25 protein-coding genes are annotated in these 24,377 nt (G+C 47.9%); 19 read left to right on the forward strand and 6 right to left on the reverse strand.

Going from position 1 to position 24,377, the window contains the following annotated elements:
- Window positions 1-134: 134 nt before the first annotated feature.
- From CPA45_RS20320 to CPA45_RS20330, 3 genes are all read left to right on the forward strand, one after another.
- Entirely contained in the window at window positions 135-566 is a 432-nt protein-coding gene (locus CPA45_RS20320) for an ANTAR domain-containing response regulator (protein WP_244287669.1), read from the forward strand.
- A 230-nt stretch (window positions 567-796) separates the two neighbouring features.
- Window positions 797-1,789, forward strand: coding sequence for an LLM class flavin-dependent oxidoreductase (locus tag CPA45_RS20325; RefSeq protein WP_096654760.1), 993 nt, complete (start codon window positions 797-799; stop codon window positions 1,787-1,789).
- Window positions 1,790-1,840: 51 nt separating this feature from the next.
- Window positions 1,841-2,335, forward strand: coding sequence for a GNAT family N-acetyltransferase (locus CPA45_RS20330; RefSeq protein WP_096654762.1), 495 nt, complete (start codon window positions 1,841-1,843; stop codon window positions 2,333-2,335).
- 25 nt (window positions 2,336-2,360) lie between these two features.
- Here the strand turns inward: CPA45_RS20330 and CPA45_RS20335 are convergent, their stop codons facing one another.
- Both CPA45_RS20335 and CPA45_RS20340 read right to left on the reverse strand, forming a co-directional pair.
- A complete protein-coding gene (locus CPA45_RS20335; RefSeq protein WP_096654764.1) occupies window positions 2,361-2,909 on the reverse strand; it encodes a DUF1415 domain-containing protein in 549 nt (182 codons plus the stop codon).
- Between the two features lie 96 nt (window positions 2,910-3,005).
- A complete protein-coding gene (locus tag CPA45_RS20340) occupies window positions 3,006-3,674 on the reverse strand; it encodes a GntR family transcriptional regulator (protein ID WP_096654766.1) in 669 nt (222 codons plus the stop codon).
- Between the two features lie 188 nt (window positions 3,675-3,862).
- Here CPA45_RS20340 and CPA45_RS20345 point away from each other — a divergent pair, with 188 nt between their 5' ends.
- From CPA45_RS20345 to kduD, 10 genes are all read left to right on the forward strand, one after another.
- Window positions 3,863-4,420, forward strand: coding sequence for a chromate transporter (locus tag CPA45_RS20345; RefSeq protein WP_096654768.1), 558 nt, complete (start codon window positions 3,863-3,865; stop codon window positions 4,418-4,420).
- Window positions 4,417-4,947 (forward strand): chromate transporter, encoded by a 531-nt coding sequence (locus CPA45_RS20350; RefSeq protein ID WP_096654770.1) that lies wholly within the window; start codon window positions 4,417-4,419, stop codon window positions 4,945-4,947. Before CPA45_RS20345 ends, CPA45_RS20350 begins: the two co-directional genes overlap by 4 nt.
- Window positions 4,948-5,041: 94 nt before the next feature.
- The gene (locus tag CPA45_RS20355; protein WP_096654772.1) at window positions 5,042-5,992 is read left to right on the forward strand and encodes a tripartite tricarboxylate transporter substrate binding protein; all 951 of its coding nucleotides are present in this window, start codon (window positions 5,042-5,044) and stop codon (window positions 5,990-5,992) included.
- Window positions 5,993-6,021: 29 nt separating this feature from the next.
- Window positions 6,022-6,519, forward strand: a complete 498-nt coding sequence (locus CPA45_RS20360; protein ID WP_096654774.1) for a tripartite tricarboxylate transporter TctB family protein — start codon at window positions 6,022-6,024, stop codon at window positions 6,517-6,519.
- Between the two features lie 8 nt (window positions 6,520-6,527).
- Window positions 6,528-8,051 (forward strand): tripartite tricarboxylate transporter permease, encoded by a 1,524-nt coding sequence (locus tag CPA45_RS20365; RefSeq protein ID WP_096654776.1) that lies wholly within the window; start codon window positions 6,528-6,530, stop codon window positions 8,049-8,051.
- Between the two features lie 8 nt (window positions 8,052-8,059).
- Window positions 8,060-9,667 carry a gamma-glutamyltransferase family protein gene (locus tag CPA45_RS20370; RefSeq protein WP_096654778.1) on the forward strand — a complete coding sequence of 536 codons (1,608 nt, stop codon included), beginning with the start codon at window positions 8,060-8,062 and terminating at the stop codon, window positions 9,665-9,667.
- A 126-nt stretch (window positions 9,668-9,793) separates the two neighbouring features.
- Window positions 9,794-11,635 carry an ABC transporter ATP-binding protein gene (locus CPA45_RS20375; RefSeq protein ID WP_096654780.1) on the forward strand — a complete coding sequence of 614 codons (1,842 nt, stop codon included), beginning with the start codon at window positions 9,794-9,796 and terminating at the stop codon, window positions 11,633-11,635.
- Between the two features lie 317 nt (window positions 11,636-11,952).
- Window positions 11,953-12,201, forward strand: a complete 249-nt coding sequence (locus tag CPA45_RS20380; RefSeq protein WP_096654782.1) for a hypothetical protein — start codon at window positions 11,953-11,955, stop codon at window positions 12,199-12,201.
- 177 nt (window positions 12,202-12,378) lie between these two features.
- Window positions 12,379-13,215: a 5-dehydro-4-deoxy-D-glucuronate isomerase gene (kduI, locus tag CPA45_RS20385; protein ID WP_096654784.1), complete on the forward strand. Its 837-nt coding sequence runs from the start codon at window positions 12,379-12,381 to the stop codon at window positions 13,213-13,215.
- A gap of 16 nt (window positions 13,216-13,231) precedes the next feature.
- On the forward strand, window positions 13,232-13,993 hold the full coding sequence (gene kduD, locus CPA45_RS20390; protein WP_096654786.1) for a 2-dehydro-3-deoxy-D-gluconate 5-dehydrogenase KduD: 762 nt from the start codon (window positions 13,232-13,234) through the stop codon (window positions 13,991-13,993).
- A 115-nt stretch (window positions 13,994-14,108) separates the two neighbouring features.
- On the opposite strand, the gene kdgR is transcribed toward kduD, so the two are convergent.
- The gene (gene kdgR / locus CPA45_RS20395) at window positions 14,109-14,918 is read right to left on the reverse strand and encodes a DNA-binding transcriptional regulator KdgR (protein ID WP_096654788.1); all 810 of its coding nucleotides are present in this window, start codon (window positions 14,916-14,918) and stop codon (window positions 14,109-14,111) included.
- A gap of 368 nt (window positions 14,919-15,286) precedes the next feature.
- On the opposite strand from kdgR, the gene CPA45_RS20400 reads away from it, so the two are divergent.
- The 6 genes from CPA45_RS20400 to CPA45_RS20425 all read left to right on the forward strand — a co-directional run bounded on the left by CPA45_RS20400 (window position 15,287) and on the right by CPA45_RS20425 (window position 21,035).
- The gene (locus CPA45_RS20400) at window positions 15,287-15,925 is read left to right on the forward strand and encodes an oligogalacturonate-specific porin KdgM family protein (protein ID WP_208858568.1); all 639 of its coding nucleotides are present in this window, start codon (window positions 15,287-15,289) and stop codon (window positions 15,923-15,925) included.
- A gap of 105 nt (window positions 15,926-16,030) precedes the next feature.
- Window positions 16,031-16,522 (forward strand): TRAP transporter small permease, encoded by a 492-nt coding sequence (locus CPA45_RS20405; protein WP_096654792.1) that lies wholly within the window; start codon window positions 16,031-16,033, stop codon window positions 16,520-16,522.
- Window positions 16,519-17,817 (forward strand): TRAP transporter large permease, encoded by a 1,299-nt coding sequence (locus CPA45_RS20410; protein ID WP_096654794.1) that lies wholly within the window; start codon window positions 16,519-16,521, stop codon window positions 17,815-17,817. Before CPA45_RS20405 ends, CPA45_RS20410 begins: the two co-directional genes overlap by 4 nt.
- 29 nt (window positions 17,818-17,846) lie before the next feature.
- Window positions 17,847-18,986, forward strand: coding sequence for a beta-galactosidase BglB (gene bglB, locus CPA45_RS20415; protein WP_096654796.1), 1,140 nt, complete (start codon window positions 17,847-17,849; stop codon window positions 18,984-18,986).
- A 56-nt stretch (window positions 18,987-19,042) separates the two neighbouring features.
- A complete protein-coding gene (locus CPA45_RS20420) occupies window positions 19,043-20,044 on the forward strand; it encodes a TRAP transporter substrate-binding protein (protein ID WP_096654798.1) in 1,002 nt (333 codons plus the stop codon).
- A gap of 148 nt (window positions 20,045-20,192) precedes the next feature.
- On the forward strand, window positions 20,193-21,035 hold the full coding sequence (locus tag CPA45_RS20425) for a sugar phosphate isomerase/epimerase family protein (RefSeq protein ID WP_096654800.1): 843 nt from the start codon (window positions 20,193-20,195) through the stop codon (window positions 21,033-21,035).
- An 88-nt stretch (window positions 21,036-21,123) separates the two neighbouring features.
- Here the strand turns inward: CPA45_RS20425 and CPA45_RS20430 are convergent, their stop codons facing one another.
- The 3 genes from CPA45_RS20430 to CPA45_RS20440 form a co-directional block, all read right to left on the reverse strand.
- A complete protein-coding gene (locus CPA45_RS20430) occupies window positions 21,124-22,491 on the reverse strand; it encodes a GntP family permease (protein ID WP_096654802.1) in 1,368 nt (455 codons plus the stop codon).
- A 143-nt stretch (window positions 22,492-22,634) separates the two neighbouring features.
- Window positions 22,635-22,835, reverse strand: coding sequence for a hypothetical protein (locus tag CPA45_RS20435; RefSeq protein ID WP_096654804.1), 201 nt, complete (start codon window positions 22,833-22,835; stop codon window positions 22,635-22,637).
- The gene (locus tag CPA45_RS20440; RefSeq protein ID WP_244287670.1) at window positions 22,835-24,376 is read right to left on the reverse strand and encodes a purine-cytosine permease family protein; all 1,542 of its coding nucleotides are present in this window, start codon (window positions 24,374-24,376) and stop codon (window positions 22,835-22,837) included. Before CPA45_RS20440 ends, CPA45_RS20435 begins: the two co-directional genes overlap by 1 nt.
- Window position 24,377 lies beyond the last annotated feature (1 nt).

Below are 24,377 nucleotides of genomic sequence, written 5' to 3' on the forward strand. Positions count from 1 at the left end.
GTTTTCTTGGTCATGAACACCTCCAATGCCTCCAGTATGAGGCTTACCGGGGTGTCCGCTCCAATTAGACCAGTTCACAACGTATCGATAGCATAAAAGAGGTTGAAGATAGTCTTAACTCGCAGCTAGCCGCCTTGTGTCACCGTAAAATCGCCCAAGCGCAGAACGACCTTGAGCAGCTCAATGCACAACCTTACCGATACACCCCTGCCCCTTGTGAACAGTTGCTGGCGCTAAGCGATACCCAGCCTCTAGGTGGCCTGACAGCCAATGCATTAACCTCTTCGCTTGGCCGTTCACTTATTGAGTTAACTCACGCCCACTCACAACGCCTACAGGGCCTGAGCGATGAGCTGGAAAATACTCGCAAAGCACTACGCGAACGCAAGCTCATTGAGCGTGCCAAAGGCCTGATTATGGCCCACCAAGCGATGACAGAAGAAGAGGCCTATCGGTTTCTGCGCAAAACGTCGATGGATCAAAGCAAAAGCATGGCCGACATGGCGCAATCCATCCTCGACCTCTCTGCGATGCTTGTACCAAAGAAGCCAAAGAACACTCACTAAGCACAGTTTGTAAGATTAACGCCGGTTGACCATTCTAAATACTCCCTGATCGACGAATTTTTCACAGTGAATGAGTAAGACGAGATACTGATTCGCCCAACCCCACCGGTAGAGTAATGCATCCACTAGCGCTTGTGACTTGCATTTGCAGGCACCTGCCCGCATAACGCCTTATTACCAAGCGTGCTAATTATTTTAGCGTGTAATACGTCTTTTCTTGCAGGTGAATCATGAGCCAACTCGCCACCACCGCTATTTCTGTACTGGATTTAGCACCAATTCGCCAAGGCGGCAGTGCTGCTGAAACCTTTGATAATAGCGTTGCTTTGGCAAAGCGGGTAGAACAGCTCGGTTATACCCGTTATTGGCTGGCTGAACATCATAATATTGCCGGTATTGCCAGCGCGGCAACAGCCGTCCTGATCGGCCATATAGCAGGGCATACATCTACCCTTCGCGTGGGTAGCGGTGGCATTATGCTGCCCAACCATCCGCCGCTGGTGATCGCCGAGCAATTTGGCACACTAGAAACGCTGTACCCAGGCCGTATCGATTTAGGGCTCGGCCGCGCACCCGGCTCAGATGGTGCCACCATGCAGGCCATGCGCCGTAACGCCCAAGCGGGAGTTGATGACTTTCCGCAGCTGCTGAATGAGCTGCGCAGCTACTTAGCCGACCCAGACCCACAACAGCGTGTGAAAGCAGTGCCTGGTCAAGGTACCCATGTACCCATCTGGCTATTGGGCTCCAGTGGTTACAGCGCACAGTTGGCCGCAAAACTTGGGCTGCCCTTTGCCTTTGCAGCCCAATTTGCGCCGGGTTATCTATTTGAAGCTCTGCGCTTATATCGCGATAACTTCCGGCCCTCGGAGCATTTGGCCACCCCATATGCCATGGTAGGTCTGCCTGTTATGGCAGCAGAAAATGATGCTATGGCTCACTACCTAGCCACAACCGCCCAGCAGAAGTTTCTAAATCTTATCCGCGGTAAGCCGACCCAGTCGCAACCACCCGTCGAACAGCTCGACTGGTCACCCGTTGAACAATCACAAGTCAGCCAGTTTTTAGGTGCAGCGATTATTGGTGGACCAGATACAGTCAAATCAGAGCTCGAGGCCTTTCAAGAACGTACCGGCGCTGATGAACTGATGATCAATAGCGACTTTTACGATCATAATGACCGCATGCGTAGCTATGAAATAGTGGCAGACATCACTCGGTAAGCGCTCAGCCAGATATTCAAAGGCCTAAAATACAGGAGCTTCTCAACACTTATGACCACACTTAGCTTCACACCCATGACAAAGGATGACTTCGCTGCCTTCTGGCCGACCTTTCAAACCATTGTTATGGCAAAAGAAACCTATGCGATAGATCCTGAGATTACTTTTGAGCAAGCTTATCAGCAGTGGTGTACTACGCCTAAAGCCAGTTGGGTGGCCAAAGATAAAAGTGGCCAGCTGCTTGGTACTTACTACCTAAAAGCCAACGCAGCTGGCCCAGGTGACCATGTGTGCAACTGTGGGTACATGGTGGCCCCCTCTGCACGAGGCAAAGGCGTAGCACGCGCCATGTGTGAACATTCTCAGCAGCAGGCTCGTGAGCTTGGTTTTGAGGCAATGCAATTTAATTCGGTTGTAGCCACTAACCAAGTAGCCGTCGCTCTATGGCAACGGCTAGGGTTCGCTATTGTAGGCACGATACCTAATGCCTACCGCCATGCATCCCTTGGCCTAATCGATTGCTACGTGATGCATAAAACGCTGTAGTTACCACGTGATAACAGGCGTCAGGTTATTTAAGACAGCGCTGCAACTGCTCTTCAGCCGCGGCGCTGCCTAATGCGGTTAAGTGGGCAATATTTCGCTCGGGGATTTGCTCTGTATCACCGTAAAACTCAATCGCCTTTTCAACACTGGCTTCGCGTAACAAATGCACCATCGCATACGGCGATCGGTTGGTGTAATTGGCCGCATCTTCAGGCTCAGCATCGGCAAAGCAGTAATCTGGATGGAAGGTCGCCAGCTGATAGATACCTTCATATCCCAGCTCTGCCAGCAAGCTTTCAGCAAGCTCGACATAATCAAGGTAGTGATCGAAGCTTTTAAACAGCGTGGGAAATACCAGCAGCGTGGTTTCCGTTTCTGGGTGCTCGTTCAACCACTCTACTTCGGCAATAAGCTCTTCCAGTGCCACATCGACTTTTTTCGAACGCACCACCTCGACACGAATAGTGCCGCCCTCAAGTTCACGTTTAGCAAACGGGCATATGTTATGCGCCACAATAAATGTACGTACCCATGCTAACGTCTGCTCCGCTACCTGATGATCCGCCTCTTGCATCGCGACTACTACCTTACATTAAAGTGGCTACAACCACGGCTAGAACATGCCCGCGTATCTGTAAGGACAGTGTACCTTCAAGAGACAGCCAATGCTTCAGGCATGCGCCTGAAACCGCGCCAGCGCTACCTCATATGACTTATGAATATGATCATCCATGAGTGCACGGGCTGCATTGGCATCTCGGCTCAATGCAAGATCAACGAGTTCATGGTGCTGGTCATCCAATTCTTGGCGAATAATGGGCATTTTAGGGCCCAAGCGACGATATCTATCAAACTGGTCGTGGAGCTGCTCAATAAACCGAAGTAACCAGACAGAGCCACAAGGCGCCACCAAGGTACGATGAAACTGGGTATGCAGGCGTTCCCACTCTTCTCCTTTATCCAGTGACACATCCGCCCGCTTTAATCGATGAGCCGCCGCTAACAGCTCGGCCTCCCACAGTGCATCGCCGTGCGTAATAGCACGCTCAAGCGCCATACCTTCAAGCTCTGTACGCAATCGCGCAATATCATCCAGCTCATCTCGGGTCAGCTTTGGCACTCTAAAACCGCGCTGATTTTCCTGAATTAACAAACCATACGCCGCCAGTTTGTTCAATGCCTCACGCAATGGGCTTAGCCCTACCTGGTAGTGCTCTTTAAGCGCATTAATTGCTAATTTTTCACCTGCCGCAAAGCGGCCGCCAACTAAGTCTTTGCGCAGCACATCGTAAATTGGGCTAGAGGTTGTACCCGCGGGAAGCTGACTGTGTTTGTTCATTCCGTAGTCCTTTTGCGCACCTTCGCGAACGCGGCCATTAACAGAGCTTTCATAAATGGGTGTTGACGCCCCTTATGAGGCTCACTTATATTCTATTTTATCAAAAATAATCGATTTTTTAACTCATAAACGATAAACATGGTCTTCTATATGTCTTCTGCTGTGCCTTTGTACCGAGAGCCACTCCAATGAAACAGACTGCGCTATTCTGGGCGTTTTTCCGCGTTGGTATCTTCGGCTTCGGTGGTGGTCCCTCCATGATACCGCTGGTTCACGCCGAAGTAGTAAAGCGCCATCAATGGCTAACAGATGAGGAATTTGCTGACATTTTGGCCATTGGTAACACGCTTCCTGGGCCGATAGCCACAAAAATGCCTGGCTATATCGGCTACCGGATTGGCGGCATCAGCGGCTGCATTGCGGCTGTTGTCGCGGTGATTGTACCGATGATGGTGGCAATGATTGTAATGTTAGGCATTTTTAGCCGCTACCGCGATGTGGCTTGGATACGTGGCATGGGCCAAGCCGTAGTACCTGTCGTTATGATAATGATGGGACAGCTCACCTGGGACTTTTTCGACAAATCCCAGGCAGCGCTTGGTTGGCTCGCAAGCGCTCTCATGGCGGTAATTGCAGGCGGGTTAATTTATTGGTTAGGCGTGCATCCTGGCTGGGTAATTGGCGCCATCCTACTCTCCGCCCTACTGCGCCCAACGAGTAGAAAGCATGCGGAGGGTTCTGCATGATCTACTGGGAGCTCTTCTTAGCGTTCTTTATTCCTAACATTATTGGCTACGGCGGTGGCCCGGCAATTATCCCTCTCATCGAAGCTGAAGTGGTTAGTCGTTATGGCTGGATGAGCTCTCAAGGATTTGCTGAGACCTTGGCTTTGGGTAACGCCCTGCCCAGCCCTATCGCGACCAAAATGGCAGGCTATGTAGGCTACGAAGTTGCAGGCATCGGCGGCGCGTTCGTGGCTATTTCCGCCACGGTGGTTCCGTCGTTACTACTGATGATAGGGGCATTAGGGCTGCTTTATCGCCACCGCGACTCTCCCCGAGTAAAGCGTATGAGCCAATGGGTACGCCCAGTGATTGCCATGATGATGGCTTGGTTAACCCTGGGTTTTCTACTTGAAAGCCTCAACAGCAGTGGAGCTATCCATACGTTGATTATCGGCGTAGTGGCCGCTGTCGCGCTTATCCGCTTCAAAACGCACCCTGCTTTTGTGGTAATGGGTGCTTTGGTTTATGGAGGGCTGATTATTCCATAATAAGATTTAAAAAATAATACTAAACAGCAAGCATTCACCAGAGTGAAAAACGCCGTAGCTTACAACAATTCAAACATTATTAATGGGGTAACCAATGACACTCAAATCACTATTTACCACCGCTGCTTTAGCAGCAGCATTTTCCATTCCAGCGTTTGCGACAGCCGCTGACAATTATCCTAATAAACCGATTGAGTTTATAGTGCCGTGGGGACCTGGTGGCGGCAGCGATCTACTAATGAGACTAGTTAGCAGGCACTTAGAAAAAGAGCTGGGACAGGCTATACCGGTTATTAATATGCCTGGAGCTAGTGGCACAGTAGGTTTGCGAGAAGCTTCTCGGCGGGATAATGATGGATATACGATTACTCAAATACATGAAGGCTTATTAATAGCGCATCACTCTGGAGTTACCGAGCTAAATTGGGATGACTTTGATGCTGTCTCAATGATGACCAGTGATAATTCAGTCATTGTTGTTAATGCCGATACAGGCTGGGAAACACTCGACGATATGCTCGAAGATGTTACCTCACGTCCTGGTGAGTACCGTATGGGTGTAACCCTCGGTGGGATTCCTCACTTATGGGCAGTACAGTTTGAAGAATCAACCAACACTCAGTTTGGCTACGTAGGCTATGAAGGAACTGGGGAAAGGCTACGTGCACTAGCAGGCGGGCACATCACAGTTGCAATTGAAGATTATTTCTCTGCCCGCGCTTTTGTAGAAAACGGCGATATGAATGTATTAGCAGCCGCTACCAATGAGCGCATTGAAGAGCTACCTGATATCCCGACACTTCAAGAGCTGGGACATGACCTAGAGTTTTTAGTGACCCGTGGAATTGTGGTGCCCAAAGGTACTCCTGAATCCGTTATTGCAACGCTGGAAAGTGCTCTGGCGAATGTCGCAGAAAGTGAAGACTTCCAAACGGATATCGAGAACGTCGGGGGGAGTGTACGTTACCTCAATCGCGAGGACTACATTGCTTACCTAGAGCGCAATAATGAAATTATTGAAAATAACGCCCATCTCCTTGACTAAGGTAATGATTGCATTAATAGGAGGCCATTATGGAGCGTAGAAGTTCAGAGGCAGCGCTAATTCCTGTATTACAAATGCTGTCTTATCTTGTCATCTCCCTCGGTGCTTTATTCATGGCTTTCAAGGCCGGCTCTTTGCCGGCCTCTCGTTGGGAACCTATGAGTGCGGGCACTTTTCCACAAATTATTTTTTTCAGCATTGCTGCTCTGTGTGGATTAGCGGTTATTGCTGAAATTGTGAAGCATGGATTACCTCGAACATCTCTAAAACATGCTTGGCATAAGCTTATCGCTTTGAAAACAGTAATCATCAATCTAGTGTTGTTTATAGCTTATATGATTGCTATGCCTGTTGCGGGATTCATCGTCAGCACTTTTACTTATCTGCTTATCGCACAGCTTTATCTAGCCCCCAGACAGCTTATTACACTACTCATTGCAGTAGCTGTTGCTATCCTTTTCTCAGCTGGACCTTATTATCTGTTTTCAGAGGTCTTCAGCATCTATCTCCCCCGAGCCAGATGGTAAGGTGAACTATGACTGACGCTTTTCTCATCGCGCTAGGGGGTGTCACTGAACCCTATACGCTATTGCTAATGGCAGTGGCAACCTTTGCAGGCATCGTAGCCGCGGCCATACCCGGCTTTACCATTACAATGGCCATTGTATTGACCTTACCCCTTACATTCGCCATGCCGCCGATGCAGGGTATTGCTGTGATGCTTTCTGTCTACGTAGGTGGCTTAAGTGGAGGGTTATTTAGCGCAGCCCTGCTAGGTATACCAGGCACCCCTTCATCAGTTGCTACAACCTTTGATGCCTTTCCCATGGCTAGGCAAGGCAATCCTGGTAAGGCACTGTCTTTAGGATTATTTGCCTCCTTTATTGGTTCAATTATCTCTATTATCGTGCTAATCGTTGCAGCCCCACCACTCGCACTTTTAGCAGTAAAATTGGGGCCTTGGGAGTATTTTGCGCTTATTGTTTTTGCGTTAACCATCATAGCCAGCTTAGTGGGTGATTCTCTTATTCGAGGGTTAATTGCAGGCCTTATAGGCATTGGCATTGCTACCATTGGGCCCGACCCTTTAATGGGACGAGAGCGCTTTACCTTTGGCTACGAAATCCTGACGGCTGGGGTGCCATTTTTAGTTGTTTTAATTGGCATGTATGCCATGAGCCAGCTGCTTTCAGAGCTAGAATCCAAAGGTGGGACGAATCAATCTTCAGGAACATTAATCAGTGGCGATATGCGCCCACACCTTTTGCAAACAGTAAAAGATATTATCTTAAAGCCAGTTAACGTTATTCGTTCATCATTGATTGGCGTATTTATTGGGGCTGTTCCTGGCGCAGGCAGCTCAATCTCTAATTTATTAGCTTATGACCAAGCTAAGCGAGCATCTAAGCACCCCGAAACCTTTGGCAAAGGTGAGCCTCAAGGGGTAGTGGCTTCTGAGTCTGGTAACTCATCAACAGTTGGCGGCAGTATGATTCCACTGATTGCGTTGGGTATACCGGGGTCACCCGCGGATGCGGTGTTAATGGCTGCCATAATGGTTCATGGCATCAGCATTGGCCCACGCCTGATCCTTGACTACCCTGACTTGGTGTACAGCATGTTTATTGCTATGGCGATTGCCTCAATATTCATGCTGTTTATCGGTGTGATTTTAATGCGCGCATTTTTACGCCTATTAAACGTGCCTAAGTATATTGTCGTCCCCGTCGTCCTAGCCTGCTGTGCAATTGGGACTTACACCCTAAACAATCGCTTATCGGACCTCTATCTACTCGCTTGCATAGGCACCGTTGGCTATCTGTTAAAGAAGCTGGATTACCCCCTCGCCCCCCTTGTCCTTGGCGTGGTACTTGGCCCCATAGCAGAAACTAATTTACGCAGGGCTTTCCAAACCAGCGCCGACTGGACACTCTTTTTCACCAGGCCCATATCAGCATTACTGCTTGCCCTAGCGGTTATTTCCATTGTTTACAGTATTTATAGCTATATGAAACAGCGCCGTTTATTGGCCCAGCGCCTTGGCGCCACACCTGAATAGGAACGCTCATGCATACTGATCCACACTATTATCCCGCCACTTCCCGCCGCATGGTTACCTTTGGCAAACGCGGTATGGTAGCGACTTCTCAGTCAATTGCCGCTCAAATAGGTATCGACACCTTACGTAAAGGAGGCAATGCCATTGATGCTGCCATTGCCACCGCAGCCGCCTTAACAGTGGTCGAACCAACCTCTAACGGGATTGGCAGCGACGCATTTGCGCTAGTATGGGTAAAAGATGAATTGCACGGCCTTAATGCTAGCGGCCCTGCTCCCAAGAGCATTTCGCACGATGCTGTCAAGGCCCTGGGCCATAGTGAAATGCCTGCCCATGGATTAGTACCGGTCACCGTACCTGGAGCCCCTGGTGCCTGGGCAGCGCTGTCAGAGCGTTTTGGCAAACTGCCTTTCGAACAGTTATTAGCGCCAGCAATAGAGTTAGCTGAAAACGGTTTTGCTGTATCGCCGGTGGCTAGCCTGCTATGGGAGCAAGCCGTTAAGCGCTATAGCCAATACGGAACAGAAGAGTTTTCCCCCTGGTTTACCCACTTCGCGCCAAACGGGCACGCACCTAAAGCTGGTGATATCTGGCGCTCTCCTGATATGGCAAGAACGCTACGTGAAATTGCCAATAGCCATGCTGAGGCGTTCTATCAAGGAAGTTTAGCGGATGCGATGGATGCCTTTTCACGACAGCATGGCGGTTTTTTACGTAAAGAGGATTTACAAGCATTTAAACCTGAATGGGTCAAACCTATCAGCGTTCGCTTTCGTGGCCATGATATTTGGGAGATTCCACCCAATGGTAGCGGCTTGATTGTGCTTGAAGCGCTGGGCATCCTTGAGTCATTGGGCGCTGAATCAAAAGATAGTGTGGAGGCCATTCACCGCCGTATCGAGGCAACAAAACTAGGATACGTAGACGGCTTGCACTACATCACTGAATCCTCATCAATGAAGCCCAGCGTAGAGCAGATACTCTCCACGGATTACCTCGCGCAGCGTGCAGCTCTAATTGGAGAAGAGGCCATTGACCCTATCCACGGCAACCCACTGAAGGGGGGCACTGTTTATCTGGCAACAGCTGACGATGAAGGCAATATGGTGTCATTCATTCAAAGCAATTTTGAAGGCTTTGGCTCAGGCATCGTGGTACCAGGTACTGGCATTAGCCTGCAAAACCGTGGCTGGTCGTTCTCATTAGATCCGCAGCATCCCAATGTCTTGGCGCCCGGCAAACGCACCTACCACACCATTATCCCTGGATTTATCACCAAAGATAACCAAGCCGTTGGGCCGTTTGGCGTGATGGGTGGCTATATGCAGCCTCAAGGCCATGTGCAAGTGGTGACGGCTATGCTGGAGGATCATTTAAACCCTCAGGCAGCGCTCGATATGCCGCGCTGGAAGTGGACCAAAGGCAGAACCATTGAGGTAGAAGCCGACTTCCCCAACCACGTTGCCCTGGCATTAGCACGTCGCGGGCACCATATTGTAAAAGTGGCCGACTCCATCAGCTTTGGGCGAGGCCAGATTATTCTGCGCAACCCTGACACAGGGGTTCTACAAGGCGGTACCGAACCGCGCACCGATGGCGCTGTTCTGCCTTTTTAACCTTCCCTAAAGCTGCCTTCTCATGCCTACTGCGCTGCAGTTTACCCACTGCACTTCAGTAGGCTGGCTATCAACATCAAAGCATCGCATCATAGCAGCCACTTTTTCGTGCTATGTTGTTAACCAATGACACCACCCTCTTCCGCAATCTCTCCCTTCAGCGGCTTTGTTGGCGTGTTTCGCTACAGCCGTCGTGCGCTTGCACTTGTTTGGGAAACCTCGCACTGGATGATGCTGGGCCTAGCGCTATGCACACTAGTCGCTGGCGTGCTTCCCGCAGTGGCAGCGTGGGTTGGCCAGTTGATAGTAGATGGCGTAGTGAGTGCCATGGAGACTCATCAAGCAGCCACTGATCCCAACCTGCTAGTGTCCATTACACCGGTGTTAAAGCTGGTGTTTATAGAAGCACTTATTATTGGCTTAATAGCACTGGCTCAGCGTGGCCTTTCAGCCCAACAGTCACTGCTACGGGCAATGCTGGGCCAAAAGGTCAACGTGATGATCCTGGAGAAAGCGGGCCAGTTATCACTCAGCCAGTTTGAAGACTCAGAACTCTACGACCAGCTCACCCGGGCACGGCGTGAAGCGTCTACACGACCGCTTGCACTGGTGAACAAAACCTTTGGGCTGCTGCAAAATGCTATCTCGCTGGGAAGCTTCGGAGTATTGCTGATACAGTTTTCGCCTTGGGCATTACTGATCTTGGTAGCTGGTGCCCTGCCAGTGTTTCTCTCAGAAGCCAAATTCTCGGGTGATGCATTTAAGCTATTTCGCTGGCGTTCACCGCAAACCCGTATGCAGATATATCTTGAAACAGTATTGGCCCGTGAGGACAGCATTAAAGAGGTCAAGCTGTTTGGTCTTGAGAGTCTCTTTCTTAAACGTTATCGCGATATCTTTACCCAACTCTTTGCAGAGGACCGTCGGTTAACGATACGTCGTGAAAGCTGGGGCTTTTTGCTAGGCCTGCTCGGCACTTTAAGCTTTTACGCCGCCTACGGCTGGGTAGTGATCGAAACGATCGCAGGAGCACTGACGCTAGGCCAAATGACCATGTACTTAATGGTCTTCAAGCAGGGGCAGGCAGCACTTTCAGCAAGCCTGACAGCCATAAGCGGTATGTACGAAGATAACCTCTACCTATCCAATTTGTACGAGTATCTTGAGCAACCAACCAATGCCGAAGCGGGTCACCTGACCCAAGGAGTAGCACCGGGTGATGGGCTACGCTTTGAGCACGTTAGCTTTTCATATCCTGGAGGTAGCGAGGTATTACACGATATTTCGTTGCATTTAGCCCCAGGCAAAAGTATTGCGCTGGTTGGGGAAAACGGCTCGGGTAAAACCACGCTGATTAAGCTACTAACGCGGCTCTACCATCCAACCACAGGACGTATTTTGCTGGATGGTAGCGATCTAAAGCATTGGGACACTCAGGCATTACGGGCAAGGGTTGGGGTTATTTTCCAAGATTTTGTACGCTACCAACTCTCCGTTGGTGAAAACCTTGGAGTCGGCGACACCCAAGCCTTTGACGATAAGCAACGCTGGCAACAAGCAGCTCATAACGGCATGGCGGATGACTTTATTGTGCGCATGCCTAATGGCTACCAAACACAGCTAGGGCGCTGGTTTAAAAATGGCCAGGAACTCTCGGGTGGCCAGTGGCAAAAGATTGCCCTATCCCGTGCTTATATGCGCGAAAACGCCGATATTCTAGTGTTAGATGAGCCTACTGCGGCAATGGATGCTGCTGCGGAAGCAGAAGTATTCGCACGTTTTCGCGAACACAGTCGCAATAAAATGACGATATTAATCTCCCACCGCTTCTCCACCGTACGCAGTGCAGACCAGATCATTGTGATTGATCAAGGAGGCATCATTGAGCGCGGTACCCATGAAGAGTTACTTGAGAGTAATGGTCGATATGCAACACTGTTTCGGCTTCAAGCTAAGGGTTACCGTTAACTTAACGGTTGACGAACAAATAAGCATCGGTTAAAAGATTAAAGTTACCTTCGAAAGGTAGCTTGCTTTTATTAACGAGACATTCTCAAAGTAAAACTTTTTCAGAGACCTCATCATGCGCTGGCAAATCCCCGCGACACGAATGAATAAGCTGCATCGCATTATTAATAATGCGGTATCAGCTTATTATTGTCGCGCGCCAGAGAAGTAGAGAGAAAATTGGCCGCGGCAAGTGTCGCGGCCAAGTGTTGTATCGTTACCTTTGATATTTCCTGATTGCGACAATGCCCGGCCTCCTAACCCAGGAGACCAACGCAATGGCAATCGCAACACTTACCCGCAAATTACTAAATACTCTAAAGCAACGCCGTACTCAGCGGCGTTTATACCTAGACCCACGCTTTCACAACTCGCATCTATTAAAAGATATCGGCTTACGTTGGGAACAGGGCCAGCTGATATCGATTCACGGCGTTAATGAGCCAAGTAGCCTCACCCAGCGCCGTCAGGCTGATACCCGCGATGCCCATGAAAACTGTCCACACTGCGGGAGCAGACTGACATAGCCAACGCCCCGGCCACAGGAAGTGGCCGGGGCTTTTTTGTGTATTCACACCCACCTACTACTAATAAATACTCCACGACCGCGAGAGCATCCCCTCACTTCACATTGAAAAAAAACCAAGGTCTTGTTATTTTGAACCATCATTTCTTTTTTAAGACAACAACGGTTCGGAGTATTCATGGAATTTCGTCAAGCAATCCACAGTGAACATGCGAAGCAACTAGACACCCAAGGGCTACGTGACCAATTCTTAATTGAAGAGTTATTCATCCAGAATAAGCTGACGCTGGTATATAGCCACCTAGATCGGCTCATCGTGGGCGGTGTGATACCGGTTGATGCCCCCGTCCAGATATCCACATCCATGTGTAAGCACACCGGTACCGATTACTTTCTAGAGCGCCGTGAACTGGGCACTATTAATATCGGTGGGCCGGGAAAAATTACTGTAGATGGCACGCTGTACTCCGTAAATACACACGAAGCGCTGTATATCGGCAAAGAAAGCCGCGAAGTTCAGTTTGAAAGTACCGACACCACCAACCCTGCCGTTTTTTATATCTGCTGCACTCCTGCCCACCAGAAGTACCCTACTCGTAGAGTCACATTGGATGAAGCGTCTCCCCAAACGCTAGGCAATGCCGCGAATAGCAATGAGCGCACCATCTATAAATATTTAGTGCCTGACGTACTCCCGACCTGCCAATTACTAATGGGCATGACACGTCTTGAGGAAGGCAGTTTATGGAACACCATGCCTTGCCATACTCATGAGCGACGCATGGAAGCCTACTTTTATTTCGATATGGCTGACGATAGCGTGGTCTTCCATATGATGGGAGAGCCACAGGAAACGCGTCACTTGATCGTCCGCAACCGGCAAGTCGCCCTTTCACCCAGTTGGTCCATACACTCCGGTGTTGGCACGGGACGCTACACCTTTATCTGGGCGATGGCGGGTGAAAATCAAACCTTCTCCGATATGGATCATATTGCGATGGATGACTTACGCTAAAGCGTCAGGAGGAACCATGAAAAATACGCTTTTCGATCTAAGCGGTAAGACAGCCATTATTACCGGTTGCAACACTGGTCTTGGGCAAGGTATGGCGCTAGGCCTTGCCGAGGCTGGCTGCAATATTGTTGGCGTTAACCGACGCCCACCCGAAGAAACTCAACGACAAGTTGAAGCGCTAGGAGTGCAGTTTCTAGCCATTGAAGCGGACTTGGGAAGCACAGCCCCCATTGCTGAGATCCTACAGAAAACCGAAGAACAGTTTGGCACTGCGGACATATTGGTTAACAACGCCGGTATTATTCGTCGTGCCGACGCATTAGCGTTTACTGAGCAAGATTGGGATGATGTTCTGGATGTAAACCTCAAAAGCCTCTTCTTTCTCTCCCAGGCATTTGCTCGTGCATGCATTAATAAGCAACGTCAGGGGAAAATCATCAATATTGCCTCAATGCTATCCTTTCAAGGCGGCATACGTGTTCCTTCGTATACCGCCTCAAAAAGCGGTTTACTGGGCCTGACTCGACTAATGGCAAATGAATGGGCCTCACAAGGCATCAACGTTAATGCCATTGCCCCTGGCTATATGGCTACCAATAATACCGAGGCGTTGAGAAATGACCCTGAGCGCAGCAAGGAAATTTTGAATCGTATCCCTGCTGGCCACTGGGGCACACCCGAAGATATCGCTGGCGCTGCTATATTTCTTGCCTCTAGCGCATCAAATTATGTGCACGGCCATACACTCGCAGTGGATGGCGGCTGGCTCGCACGCTAACAGAGCATCCTATCAATAAAAACACCCTTCCAATAAAAACAGCCTTTCAATAAAAGGCGCCAACGATAGAGTCGGCGCCTTGTTAGCCATTTTGATTCAAACAGCATTATCCAAGCTAGTGATTGTCTGGCTGGCTGCCAAATTGATAGTCATGGAATCCGAGACCGGCAGAAACGCGCCGCCCTGCCGTAAACAGTAGCTGGATATACTCGTCGCGCTTTTGCTCGTCGTAACGCACGACGGGGAAAGACAAACTCATGGCCGCGACCGCCTTACCAAACCTATCAAATACAGGAACGGACAGGCAGCGCACTCCCAATTCAGCTTCCTCTCGGTCTTCAGCTACACCCAGCCTACGAATTTCTGGCAATTCACGCAGAACCTCTTCTGCGCTTGTTAACGTATGTTGAGTACGTGCGATAAAGTCGATGCCTTCAAGAATTTGCTGCGCTTTAGCTTCGTCCATCCAGGCCAGTAAGGTTTTTCCCATGGCGGTAGAGTAAACGGGGCTGCGTCTGCCAATACGCGAATTCATGCAAAGGTTGAAATGGGAGTCATATTTATGCAGATACACAATGTGCCGACCATCTTCATCTAGCGCGCCTAGATGAATAGCTTCATGGGTACTTTCAGATAACGCCCTCATTTCAGTGTTAGCCAACTGAATCATATCAACGTTTTCGAGAGCTGCTCCCCCTAGCTCAAAGAGCTTAAGAGTAAGGGCATATTTTTCCGACTCCTCTTCCTGAACGACATAGCCCAGCTCTTTCATTGTTTGAAGAAAGCGATACGCCGTACTTTTCGAAGTGAAAGAGCGCTGCGAAAGCTCAGAAAGGCCTATGCTCGGTTGCTCGGCAAGCCCTTCAAGAATAGCGAACACCTTCATGACGGCTGCCACATTATCGGGCTTTTGCGAAGCGGCCATATTCCCTGCACCTCGTTTCATAAAAAATGGACTAATGGTCTGAATTTACCCCAAAGAACCTCTAATTACCATCTTCTGCATTGAGCCATCCCCTCAGAATTAAGCCGCCAATCGACCAAAGTATAAAAGAAACACCGTTTCAATTTTATAGACACACTGATACATTTAATATGGAACAACGGATCAATTAGTTAACAGCTTATTACAGAGCCTCACACGGCTTGGGTTCAGGCACAGCATCCAATAACACTAACAATGGAGACAACATGACTATATTCCGCCAGGGGAGACGGGTAGCAGGTATCGCGGCTGCCTCTAGCCTACTAGTGCTTTCCAGCTCTGCGTGGTCAGCAGAATACATTCTGACCATGAAGCTAGAGCAAACGACCAACGATCATGCTTTAACGCTTCCCAAAGTTGCTATTACACGGCTATTTGAGGACTCATCATCTTTGATGTTTGAAAAATCGTGGTTCTGGCAAGATGGCGTTCATGAGAGTGGCTGGCCAAAACACGATGAAGCCTTTGTAAATTACTCTTTTCCCTCTTTTCAATTAGATCAACAAAACCGATGGTCATTGACGCCACAAGCTGGCGCGAAATTCAGGTCCAATGTAACTCGTGCTTTAGCAGGTGTAAGGGTCGGCTACAAAGGAGACGGCTGGGGCTTAGCAGGACGCTATCGTTACGAACATGACACCAGCCATGAAACAGCGGTTGAGAGCCGTGTAGGTCGCATCGACTTATATGCCACCTACAACATTAATGACGACTGGATGCTGCTCTACAATCCCCACTATCACTTCAAACATGAAAGCCGTTCCCCCGATTTTGGCAGCGGTGGCCGCAACTTCATGGAGCATGAGCTGCTTGTTTTCCATAATGTAAATGCTAATAACACTATCTTTGGTGGTTATGTTCAAAGAGCGCGCAACAGCGAAGATGCAGCAATGGATCCAGGCCAACGTATTAGTTCTTGGCTAGTTGGTTATGAATATAAATTCTAGCGTATAAATAGGTAAGGGGATAACTCTCTTTACCTAGTACCATTTATAAAAATTCATTTTAGCTTATTAGAAAATAAAACCGCTTACATCTAAAGAGCAATTAAAATGCTAACTATACACGCCATCATCGACAAAATATTAAAGCTCATATGCTGCCTACTTTTTATATCCATGGTGGGTGTTGCTAGTTGGCAAGTAATAGCACGCTACGTACTCAACAACCCAAGTACGATATCTGAGGCTTTGCTTAGGTTTTCATTGGTATGGCTATCAATGCTATCAATTGCTTATGTAGCAGGCCAGCGAGAGCATGTCAGCTTGACATTGATTACTGACAAATTAACTGGAAACTGGAAATTAGGCTGTGAATTTTTGATGGAGTTTTTATTTATAGGGTTTGCTGCAGTGGTACTCATTTATGGTGGAATGCAAGCAACCTCAAACAGTATGAGTCAAATCTACCCTATGCTTAACATTCCCAAAGGACTTCTCTATCTATCACTTCCGGTCTCGGGGGCAATCATTATTGTTTACTGCCTTAATAACTGCCTCATTATTTATAAAAATACCTTCTTGACCAGGAGTCATACGCTATGATTTTAGATGCTGGCATTATATTAATAGCAACATTCCTAGGACTTCTGGTGATTGGTGTGCCAATCGGCATTTGTATTGCTGTATCTTCCATGGCGACCATATTAATAGCCTTGCCACCCGACATCGCTATTTTTACGACTGCCCAAAAAATGGTATCCAGCTTAGACAGCTTTACACTTTTGGCAGTACCCTTTTTTATTCTTTCTGGCGTGTTGATGAATCACGGTGGTATCGCCTTAAGACTGGTTAACTTTGCCAAACTGTTCAGTGGCCGAATTCCTGGCTCGCTGGCACATACCAATATCATGGGCAATATGATGTTTGGTGCCATTTCCGGGTCAGCGATTGCTGCCTCCACGTCCATTGGGGGGGTAATGGTCCCCATGAGCGAGAAAGAGGGCTACAGCCGCCCCTTTTCTGCAGCGGCCAATATCGCTTCAGCACCAACAGGTATGCTGATCCCCCCGACCACTGCCTTTATTCTCTTCGCGCTGGCAAGTGGTGGCACATCTATTTCCGCTCTTTTTGCAGGAGGCTTAGTAGCGGGCTGCTTGTGGGGGCTAGGCTGTATGTTAGTTGCCTACATAACCGCTAAATCTCGCGGCTACACAACAAAAATTGATCTACGCAATACATCTGTGCGTAAAGTAATAACAGATGCCCTTCCCAGCTTATTTTTAATCATTATCATCATTGGTGGGATTATTCTTGGCGTTTTCACGGCAGTAGAAGCGTCTGCTATTTCGGTAATCTACACGATGCTGCTTACTATCGGCTTTTATAGGACCATCAATTTTTCGTCTTTTCAGGTAGCACTTATAAAAGCGCTTGAAACGACTGGCGTTATTATGTTTTTACTAGCAGCCTCTGCGGCAATGTCATTCGCCATGTCAATTACCGGCCTTCCCACTGCCTTAAGCGGTATCATACTTGGGTTATCTGACAATCCTGTTATTGTCTTGTTAGTTATCACGATAATGCTCTTAGCAATCGGATGTTTTATGGATATTGGCCCAGCGATATTGATTTTCACACCCATACTACTGCCGATCACTACACAAATAGGCCTAGACCCCGTCCACTTTGGTATCGTAATGGTCTTCAACCTTTGCATTGGAACAATCACTCCTCCTGTGGGTACCGGTTTATTTGTAGGTGCGGGCATTGCAAAAGAAAAAGTTGAAAACTTAATAATCCCACTCTTACCTTTTTATCTAGTTATTATGGCAACACTTATTTTAATCACCTATGTCCCTGAAATAACACTATTCCTGCCAAGGCTTCTGGGTCTTTAATCTCAACACAGCGTTATAGAGGCACATTTATGCAAGTATTCAGCGTAAAACACAGCTCCCTTTTACGACAGAGCGAGCGATTCATTGAAAAAAATGAAGTTACTGACCTGATCAAAAAAACCATACATAATCTGGTTAACATACAGGACGAAACAGGTGAGTTCCTGCTACACCTGGATGATGGACGCACCATAGATACCAAAGGCTGGGCTGGCTGGGAGTGGACACATGGCATTGGCCTATACGGTATTTATAAATACTACGAACAGACAGGCGATAATAACGCCCTTACGATTATTGATGAATGGTTCAAAGAACGGTTCAATGAGCGTTTAGCAACTAAAAATGTAAATACCGTTTGCCCTTTTCTAACCCTTGCCTATCGCTATGAAGAGACGGGCCGCAAAGACTGGCTACCCTACCTGCAAGCCTGGGCGGAGTGGGTAATGTATGAAATGCCCCGTACAGAAAAAGGGGGCTTACAGCACATTGTTTACAATAACGAAAATCATCAGCAAATGTGGGATGACACGCTAATGATGAGCGTACTCCCACTGGCTAAAATTGGCCTCTTACTTGATAAGCCAGAGTATGTGGAAGAAGCCAAATACCAGTTCTTAATTCATATTCAATACCTAATGGATAAACAAACCGGTGCCTGGTTTCATGGCTGGACATTCGATGGCAACCACAATTATGCCAATGCTCTTTGGGCGCGTGGCAATAGCTGGTTGACTATTGTCATCCCTGAATTTTTGGAATTGCTGGACTTACCAGAAAGTGATGCCTTTCGCCGTCATCTTATTCAAGTACTTAAGTCACAAGTAGATGCGCTTATTAAGTGGCAGTCAGACACAGGCCTTTGGCATACCTTGCTTGATGATCCTGATTCTTACCTTGAAGCATCAGCAACAGCGGGATTTGCATACGGTCTTTTAAAAGCAGTCAGGCTGCGTTATATCGATGCCGCTCATTTCAATATGGCCGAAAAAGCTATCAAAGGTGTCATCAAGCACATCAACTCAGAAGGAGAACTGGAGCAGGTTTCTTTCGGAACAGCGATGGGAGAAGACTTGGATTACTACAGAAATATCCCATTGACTTCAATGCCTTACGGGCAGGCCATGGCTATTTTGTGCTTATCAGAGTATATGCGGACATATTTGTAACTGCAGTACGTCCATAGGACGCTCTACACCAACAATACCAAACCAAGGAGTTGAACATGACGACGCCTCACTACGTAAAAACAATCTTAACTGTAGCGATCTCGACACTTTCCTTAGGCGCAGGGGCTGTTCATGCCCAGGAAAACATCAACCTTAGACTAGCATATGCACAGAATTCACAACCTGTAAAAGACGCGTTAGCCCTCTTTGGAGAGCTTGTCGAAGAGAAATCCAATGGCTCTATCAGCGTGTCTTATTTTCCTGATAGCCAATTAGGGGGTGAAAGCGAACTGGTTGAGTTACTCCAGGCAGGTGCTATTGATATGACCAAGGTTTCGGGCGGGCTAATGGGCAGCTTCTCGTCGCTTTACGATGTTTTTTCAATGCCCTACCTGTTTGATGACCAAACCCATTTTTACCAAGTTATGAACGACGAAGAAATCATGGGTAATATCTATCGCTCAACGGAGGGTCAAGGCTTTGTTGGCATTGGTTGGTACGACTCAGGGCAACGCAACTTTTATACCACAGGCCAACCGATAGAGACGGTCGAGGATTTAGCGGGTAAAAGAGTCCGCGTAATGCAGAGCCAAACCGCCATTGACACGATGAGGCTACTAGGAGCTTCCCCCGTCGTTATGGCTCAGGAAGAAGTTTATACCGCCCTGCAGCAAGGTGTTTTAGATGGTGCAGAGAATAATGAATTTGCACTTACCACTGCCCGCCATGGAGAGGTTGTCGACTACTACTCTCTTGATGGTCACACGCGTATTCCTGACATTATCCTCATTAGTAACCGGGTACTCGATTCACTCTCCGACGAACAGCATGACGCCCTAATGGCGGCAATTCATGAATCAACCGAGTTTCAGACCGAACAATGGCTGGCAGCTGTCGATGATGCTAGAACTCAAATTGTTGAAGAGTTTGGCGTTGAGATTAATGAAGTCGATATCGAGCCTTTTCAACAGGCAGTGCAACCCATGTACGAACAGCTTGAAAACATACCTGAACATTATGCTATCTATCAACAGATTAAAGCAGTAAGCACACCGTAGCTATCTAGGCCTGTTGACGTTTCATCGCGAGGTATGGCGATAGCCCAATCGCATACCTCGCCCGATGTTTTTCTTTTATACCATCATGGCATTTAGCGAACATTAAAAAGGCCCACTGTTTCGCTCACCCCGATCTCACGGAGCTAGTATGAACATCGGCATTAGAGCCCACGATCTCCCCAAACAGTCACTAGAGAGCTTGGTTAACGACATCTCTCAACGAGACCTAAATTCAGTACAATTAGCGATAAGCAAATCTTTTGAGATCCAAGCAGAAGCTGGTTTTTTAACACCGGGGTTAGCCACTCATATTTGCAGCGCTTTCCGCCAAGCTAATATTCAAATTGCTGTACTTGGCTGCTATGTCAATATTATTCATCCTGACATTAACGAAAGGCGAAAAGGTTTAGAGCGCTTTAAAGAGCACCTGCGCTATGCACGCGACTTTGGCTGTAGCATCGTAGGCACTGAAACAGGAAATATAAACGCTGACATTATCTATACTGAAGAAAATTTTTCAGAAGCACCTTTTCAAGCAATGGTAGAGAGCGTTAAGGAGCTGGTAACGGAAGCAGAAAACTTTGGTATTATTGTAGGCGTAGAGCCTGGTGTTAACCACCCTCTTCATAGCCCAGAAAAAGTAAGGCGCCTGCTTGAAGAGATAAATTCTAATAATTTGCAAATCATTTTTGACCCCGTCAACTTTCTAACAAGCGAAAACTATTTAGATCAAAATCAGATACTGCAGCAAGCCATCGACTCATGGGGTGATAGAGTAGCCGTTCTCCATGCAAAAGATTTTATTGTAGAGGATGGTAACTTATCTTTTGTCCCATTAGGAACAGGCTGGCTAAACTACGAGCTTATCTTTGAGAAGCTGATTTCAAGAAAACCCTATATAAACATCATTATGGATGAAATTCACCAAAATGATATTAAAGAAGGGCTAGATTTTATCAGAGGGCTTGATCAATCAACACGTAGACATTAGAAAACCACCCACCACTTCTTTTCAGGTCAAATCTCCGGCCACAAAAGTGGCCGGAAAGATCAATCATAATTCAATCCAAAAAATTAATTTAATTCCATATAAGAACGCCAACAACAGTAAGTGCAAGAATCGTCAATGACACCATGGCTTCACCGAGCGTATAGGTTTTGAAACCACCGCGAACAGTAAACTTTGCCAGCTGAGTGGTAATCCAGAAGCCACTATCGTTTACATGACCAATACTAATTCCCCCTGACAAAGCCGCCAGTGCGATCCATAGTGGGTCCACAACTCCTGTAGACGCTGCGCCTGCCATAATGGTCATTGCCGTAATTCCTGCAACGGTGCCTGAGCCTTGCGCAATACGAAAAATAGCGGCCAGAGCATAGGTTAATAGCACCATGCCCAAGGCTGATTGCGTGTCACGAAACAGCTGCTCAACCAGCATTTCACCAATTTGAGTCTCTTTGATGACAGCGCCTAAAGAGCCACCAGCTCCCGTTACCAGTAATACCAACCCTGCCGTCTGAAGCCCTTTTGAAGCAGAAATATCGCATTTATCGCGCGACATAAGCGGGATAGAAACCGCATAGGCAGCGATTGCCCCAAGCATTAGCGCAACAATTCGATCACTGATAAAAGCCACAAAACCAGGTAATTCAGAGCCTGCCAATACACCTATTTGCTGGCCATAATCGTAAAGCGTGCCACTTAAAATCAACAAAATAGGAATCGCAATGGGCGCTAGTGCTTGCCATAACGGCATATTAGGCAATTCAGGCGCAGTCATGTCAGTGTCAACTTCATGCGACGTCGTGCCGTTGATTGCTAACTCATCTTTAGCGGCATTCCATATTCCTGCATCTAATAACATGAAATAAAGCTTCATAACGATAAGCGCCGTTATCAGTCCAACGGTCAGCCCTGCAAATGTCATGATGCCAATATCGAATCCTAGAATAGAGGCGGCTGCGAGGGGGTTGGGTGTAGGCGGTACAATGGTATGAGAAGTGGCTGCACCAATGACTAAAGCACCAATGGCATAAGGTAAAGGCTTGCCTAATGTCTTCGCAAGCGCAACGCCAAGCGGCACAAGAATCACAAAAGTAACATCAAAAAACACCGGGATAGAAAGCAAAAAGCCCGTTAACCCAAGCGCATATAACCCTGCTCCTTTGGGCGCACTTAACACCATTCGGTAAGCAATTTTATGCGCAGCACCGGAGTCACTCATCAGCTGGCCGATAATAACTCCAAACCCGATAGGTAAACCTATGGCGGTCATGATATTACCAAACCCGTCGCCAATGGCATCGACAGTCCCCGTCATGCCCAGACCCATCGATAAGCCTAAATATAAACACCCGATAACGAGACTAATCGCGGCATTTAATTTCATATATAGAATGAGCAATAGGATCAATAAGATCGCTACCGCAAGGTGTACTGTTTCCATGGCGTAATCTCCAGCGTTATCATCTTTATTAAGGTTGCAGAGACCTAGGCGACGGATTACATCCGCCACCGATTAACTAACAATGTGAAGCTAAGCTAGGTATAAATTATGAGATGCTAGCTTTAAAAGTGGCTTGAGTAGCGCTACTTAGTGCTACCTTCACCAGCTGAGTTTTGTTTCTCTCGTCCCATCCACAGCGGTGTAGCTAGAAACCAAACAACTGAAATTGCCAAGATAGCTCCTTTCAGAGTTGCTTCACTTACTGCATCAAATAGGTAAAGCATTGGAAATATGACTGTCAGAACAAGCATTAAAAGTGAAACAACTTGGAGTAGTGCACGCATCAAATTAGCTCCTGTGTCGATACAGAAGATTCCTTTCTAGGCGAGCCACCCGGTGTTATTGACCTTATAACTTTATCTGTATGTTGGCGCTGCGCGATGAAACTCAGAGCAATAAATAGCACCGCAGCGATAAACCATCCAGGCAGGGCAACGAAAAATATGTCAATACCAGCAAACTGCACCATAAATAAGCAAATAGCCAAAGTAATTAACCAAGTGCCTATCACCGGCAGAGTAAACTTGTTACCCGTATATTCTGCATAAAAGCTTTTTAGCCCCAACCTCGGCAATACCCAAAAGTCGATAAAGATAATGGCACCGATAGGCATTAGCAGCAGCCCATATAGCGCCACAAAGCCTAATAGCTGCATTGCTACACCAGGGAAAAGCGCCACAAAGGTGGTGAGTAGGCCGGTACCAATCGTGACTTTAAAGCGTGAAACAGAGGGAATGATCGCCTGGAAAGCTAAGCCCGCGCGATATATCGTCGGATTGGCCGTCGTCCAGCCAGCGATGATAACGCAAATTAACCCGGCCACACCAAGCGCTTGATCAGCAAGTGGTCCTGGTAGTGGATTAGGGATCTGTCCAGCCTCTGACGCAGCAATCACAGCCGCTTCACTAGTAAGCCCGGCATCGTACATTTGAAAGGCAAATAGCATTGAAGCCGCAAGCCAGGCCATAAAGTGACCCACATACATTCCAGCCGCCGAAGCAATGCTATACCAGCTCTTGCGGGCGAAGCGCAGGACAGATAAATCTGACATCCCCACATGCATGGCCATATTAGCGAACCAGGCAAAGAAGATAACGTGCCAAATCGAGAAGCTGGGTTGCCCAGGCACTTCAACACCTGTCCAGATAGCTGTTTCAGCCAGCATCCATAAGTCGCTTGCCGAACTAGCCTCTGTACCAGTGGCATCAATAAACCACTTCAAAGAAACAATGCCAAAGCCAAAAAACATTAGCACCATCCATGGAGCAGCGATATTGGCAAACCAGGAAACAAAGCGGTACCCATAGGCTGCCACCAGAGTAATAACGACCCCGACACTTACAACACTAAGTACCCACCCCATGCTGTTGGGCAACAAATCGGTCAGGGTTGGCAGCGGAAAACCAAACCACACGCCAATCGCAGTGGCAGATACGGTAATCATCGCTCCAGCTAGAAAACAGAACGCAAGCCCATTCGCTAAGTTATAAAGTATGACGGTATAGCGGCCAGCAATTCTTTCGAGATGGCAATAGAGCGTCAGCCGAACTCGTGTTGCGATCGGTGCGGTGAGCAACAGCCAGCTCAATACAGCGAGCAAGTTACCGATTAACAGCCCTACCACGACATCAAAAGCCGCGACCCCAGCCAATACAAAGAGGGGCCCAATCATTAACTCAGTGCCTGCAGTATGTTCTCCTGCGTACATACCGATAAAGCTTTTGAAGCCCAGCCGGGCCTTTTCAGGCACCGGCGTACGCTCATACTCACCACCGCCAACAGCAGGCTTTGCTGCCATTGGGGCTGAGTTACTTATATTGCTCATG

This window comes from Vreelandella nigrificans (assembly GCF_002374315.1).
Lineage (GTDB): Bacteria > Pseudomonadota > Gammaproteobacteria > Pseudomonadales > Halomonadaceae > Vreelandella > Vreelandella nigrificans.

Coding starts and splice junctions, on each gene's coding strand:
- CPA45_RS20325 (WP_096654760.1), top strand. CDS start 797: ATGAGCCAACTCGCCACCACCGCTATTTCTGTACTGGATTTAGCACCA.
- CPA45_RS20330 (WP_096654762.1), top strand. CDS start 1,841: ATGACCACACTTAGCTTCACACCCATGACAAAGGATGACTTCGCTGCC.
- CPA45_RS20335 (WP_096654764.1), bottom strand. CDS start 2,909: ATGCAAGAGGCGGATCATCAGGTAGCGGAGCAGACGTTAGCATGGGTA.
- CPA45_RS20340 (WP_096654766.1), bottom strand. CDS start 3,674: ATGAACAAACACAGTCAGCTTCCCGCGGGTACAACCTCTAGCCCAATT.
- CPA45_RS20345 (WP_096654768.1), top strand. CDS start 3,863: ATGAAACAGACTGCGCTATTCTGGGCGTTTTTCCGCGTTGGTATCTTC.
- CPA45_RS20350 (WP_096654770.1), top strand. CDS start 4,417: ATGATCTACTGGGAGCTCTTCTTAGCGTTCTTTATTCCTAACATTATT.
- CPA45_RS20355 (WP_096654772.1), top strand. CDS start 5,042: ATGACACTCAAATCACTATTTACCACCGCTGCTTTAGCAGCAGCATTT.
- CPA45_RS20360 (WP_096654774.1), top strand. CDS start 6,022: ATGGAGCGTAGAAGTTCAGAGGCAGCGCTAATTCCTGTATTACAAATG.
- CPA45_RS20365 (WP_096654776.1), top strand. CDS start 6,528: ATGACTGACGCTTTTCTCATCGCGCTAGGGGGTGTCACTGAACCCTAT.
- CPA45_RS20370 (WP_096654778.1), top strand. CDS start 8,060: ATGCATACTGATCCACACTATTATCCCGCCACTTCCCGCCGCATGGTT.
- CPA45_RS20375 (WP_096654780.1), top strand. CDS start 9,794: ATGACACCACCCTCTTCCGCAATCTCTCCCTTCAGCGGCTTTGTTGGC.
- CPA45_RS20380 (WP_096654782.1), top strand. CDS start 11,953: ATGGCAATCGCAACACTTACCCGCAAATTACTAAATACTCTAAAGCAA.
- kduI (WP_096654784.1), top strand. CDS start 12,379: ATGGAATTTCGTCAAGCAATCCACAGTGAACATGCGAAGCAACTAGAC.
- kduD (WP_096654786.1), top strand. CDS start 13,232: ATGAAAAATACGCTTTTCGATCTAAGCGGTAAGACAGCCATTATTACC.
- kdgR (WP_096654788.1), bottom strand. CDS start 14,918: ATGGCCGCTTCGCAAAAGCCCGATAATGTGGCAGCCGTCATGAAGGTG.
- CPA45_RS20400 (WP_208858568.1), top strand. CDS start 15,287: ATGAAGCTAGAGCAAACGACCAACGATCATGCTTTAACGCTTCCCAAA.
- CPA45_RS20405 (WP_096654792.1), top strand. CDS start 16,031: ATGCTAACTATACACGCCATCATCGACAAAATATTAAAGCTCATATGC.
- CPA45_RS20410 (WP_096654794.1), top strand. CDS start 16,519: ATGATTTTAGATGCTGGCATTATATTAATAGCAACATTCCTAGGACTT.
- bglB (WP_096654796.1), top strand. CDS start 17,847: ATGCAAGTATTCAGCGTAAAACACAGCTCCCTTTTACGACAGAGCGAG.
- CPA45_RS20420 (WP_096654798.1), top strand. CDS start 19,043: ATGACGACGCCTCACTACGTAAAAACAATCTTAACTGTAGCGATCTCG.
- CPA45_RS20425 (WP_096654800.1), top strand. CDS start 20,193: ATGAACATCGGCATTAGAGCCCACGATCTCCCCAAACAGTCACTAGAG.
- CPA45_RS20430 (WP_096654802.1), bottom strand. CDS start 22,491: ATGGAAACAGTACACCTTGCGGTAGCGATCTTATTGATCCTATTGCTC.
- CPA45_RS20435 (WP_096654804.1), bottom strand. CDS start 22,835: ATGCGTGCACTACTCCAAGTTGTTTCACTTTTAATGCTTGTTCTGACA.
- CPA45_RS20440 (WP_244287670.1), bottom strand. CDS start 24,376: ATGAGCAATATAAGTAACTCAGCCCCAATGGCAGCAAAGCCTGCTGTT.